The sequence below is a fragment of the Parapedobacter sp. GCM10030251 genome (assembly GCF_042666505.1).
Lineage (GTDB): Bacteria > Bacteroidota > Bacteroidia > Sphingobacteriales > Sphingobacteriaceae > Parapedobacter.
Map to the genome: position 1 here is coordinate 1 of NZ_JBHTDN010000032.1, position 2,560 is coordinate 2,560.

At 48.7% G+C, this 2,560-nt stretch carries 2 protein-coding genes; both read left to right on the forward strand.

What is annotated here, in order from left to right; translation table 11 throughout:
* Positions 1 to 145 precede the first annotated feature (145 nt).
* A complete protein-coding gene (istA, locus tag ACFQRK_RS23850) occupies positions 146 to 1,735 on the forward strand; it encodes an IS21 family transposase (protein WP_379010932.1) in 1,590 nt (529 codons plus the stop codon).
* Positions 1,713 to 2,462 carry an IS21-like element helper ATPase IstB gene (gene istB, locus ACFQRK_RS23855; protein ID WP_379010933.1) on the forward strand — a complete coding sequence of 250 codons (750 nt, stop codon included), beginning with the start codon at positions 1,713 to 1,715 and terminating at the stop codon, positions 2,460 to 2,462. The genes istA and istB overlap by 23 nt, the downstream gene beginning before the upstream one ends.
* Positions 2,463 to 2,560: the final 98 nt, after the last annotated feature.

The window sequence follows — 2,560 nt, forward strand, 5'->3', positions numbered from 1 at the left end:
GTGTAGTCGGCAATTGTAACTGCACAAGAATTGGGAAATAAGAATGCTCCAAAATTGGCAACAAGAATGCACAAAAACACGGCAGGGTTTTTAGGCCCTGCCGAATAAAATACGATCTTCATTGATTCACTACAATCGATGAAGTATGAACGCATTCTTACGCAAATTTATGATGTATTATGAGATTAAGCGAATGTCCGGGCTCGGTCGTTCGGTTTCCCAGATCAGCCAAGCACTTGGCTGCAACCGTCGGACGGTCAAAAAGTACCTTGAGATGGACGACGATGAGTTTGAGTCCTTTATGGCCCACCGCTCTTTACGGCAAAAAGTTTTGCTACCGTACGAAGATTTTGTTCGGGGGCGATTGGAACAGTTCCGGGACACTTCTGCTGCCCAGATGCACGATTGGCTCAAAGAAGCCCATGATGATTTTCCCGGGGTCGATCCGAAGACAGTATTCAACTTCGTCAAATGGGTCCGCCACCGACACGACCTTCCCCAGGAACCCTCCTCCCGCGATTATCAGATCATTCCGGAGACTCCTTACGGGCTGCAGGCACAGGTCGATTTTGGTGAATACCATCTCCGCCAGAGTAACGGCAAGCGGATAAAAGTCTATTTTTTCACCCTGGTGCTTTCCCGGTCACGCTTCAAGTTTGTTTGGTTCTCCGACCGCCCCTTCACCACGGAACTAGCAATCCAGGGGCATGAAAAGGCTTTTGGTTACATTGGGGGAATCCCCAGTGAGATCGTTTATGACCAGGATACCGTGTTTATCAGCAATGAAAACAGCGGGGATATCATTCTTACCGGACGCTTCCGCGATTACGTCCGGGAGCAGGGTTTCGGGCTGCACTTCTGCCGGAAGTCCGATCCGGAAAGCAAAGGGAAAATAGAGAACGTAGTGGGATATGTGAAGCGCAACTTCCTATACAACCGGACGTTCCAGGATCTTCAGATCCTGAACCTTCAGGCAATCAAATGGCTGGAACGGACCGCCAACGCGATGCAACACGGTGTGACCAGACAAGTCCCGCAGGATGAGCTTGTGATCGAGCGCCCCTTTTTGGCCCGGTTTGATCCATTGCCCCCGGCCAACCCCTCCCAGAAGCTTCATTCGGTTAGAAAAGACAATACCGTATCCTGGAAAAGCAATCTTTATTCGCTCCCATTGGGCACCTACAAAGGCCGCGGGACCCAGGTGGGTGTCAAAGAAGAGGGCGATCGACTCATCATCACCGGGAGCAACAACAATATACTATGCACCCATCCACTATGCCTGGAGCGGGGTAAAAAAGTGGTGGATAGAAGCCACCAACGTGACCGGCATGTGGGACTGGAGACTTTGATTGCGGAGATCTGCCAGTCCTCCGCCCAGTCTTCCGGGGGTTTGTCAGCATTCATCGCCATGATCCGTAAAGACAAGCCGAGATACATGCGTGATCAGCTCCTGTTATTGCGACAGACTATTAGGAATGCAGGGGAACAAGCAGTTACTGAAGCCCTGAGGATCTGCCTGGAACAGGGCATCAACAGCGCCAACGACTTTAAAACACTGGTTAGCAGACAGGAGTCCCTGGCACCGGTCACCGCCAGCTATCCGGTACTGAATCCACTGAATGGAAGTTTACCCCATCAGGCACTTCTACAGCCACAAATCAGTTCAATAGACGACTACAAATACTTTTTTACAAAACCCAATATACCACCGTATGAACCAGCAACAACAGATTGATCAGTATTGTCGCCGTTACAAAATAATGGGAGTAGCGGCACAATTGGAAGAAACCACCCTTGAAGCCCAGCATGAGCAGGTCAGTTACACCACTTTCTTACTGCGGCTATTCGAAAAGGAAGGCCAGCATAGGGATGTGCAGGCCCGGGAGAGACAGCTCAAAGTGGCCAGACTACCTAAAAAATCAAACCTTCAGGAATATGAGGAACGGTCGGGCAGCGGTCTGAACAGGCAGCAACTCAATACCCTCAGAGAACTGGCCTGGCTGGATCAGGTCTACAATATGATCGTCATGGGACCCAGTGGCGTGGGAAAAACCTATTTAGCCGCCGGCCTCTGCTCAGATGCCATCCAGAAAGGGTACAAGGCCTACTTCCGTACCATGGAAGACATTGTGAATATGTTAAAAATGAAAGACTTTTCCCGGGCATCAATGGCGGAATACAAACGCTTGACAAAGGCAAACCTGATCGTAATTGATGACGTCATGCTGTTTCCCATCGATAAAAATCACGCAATAAACTTCTTTAACTTTATAAATCAAACCTACGAGAATACCTCATTCATCGTCACCACCAATAAAATGCCAGCCGAATGGGCAAAAATGCTCGATGACGAAGTGCTGGCAACGGCATTATTGGACAGATTGCTCTTCCGGTGCGAAGTTATCAGACTCGAAGGGCAGAGCTATAGAATGGAAAACAGGAAAACAATATTTGAAACTTAAATCAAGAAATATACCTTTGTAAAACTGTGCACTCTTGTTGCCAAAAATGGTGCACTCCTAATTGCCAAAAACTGTGCATCCTTATTTCCCGATTACAC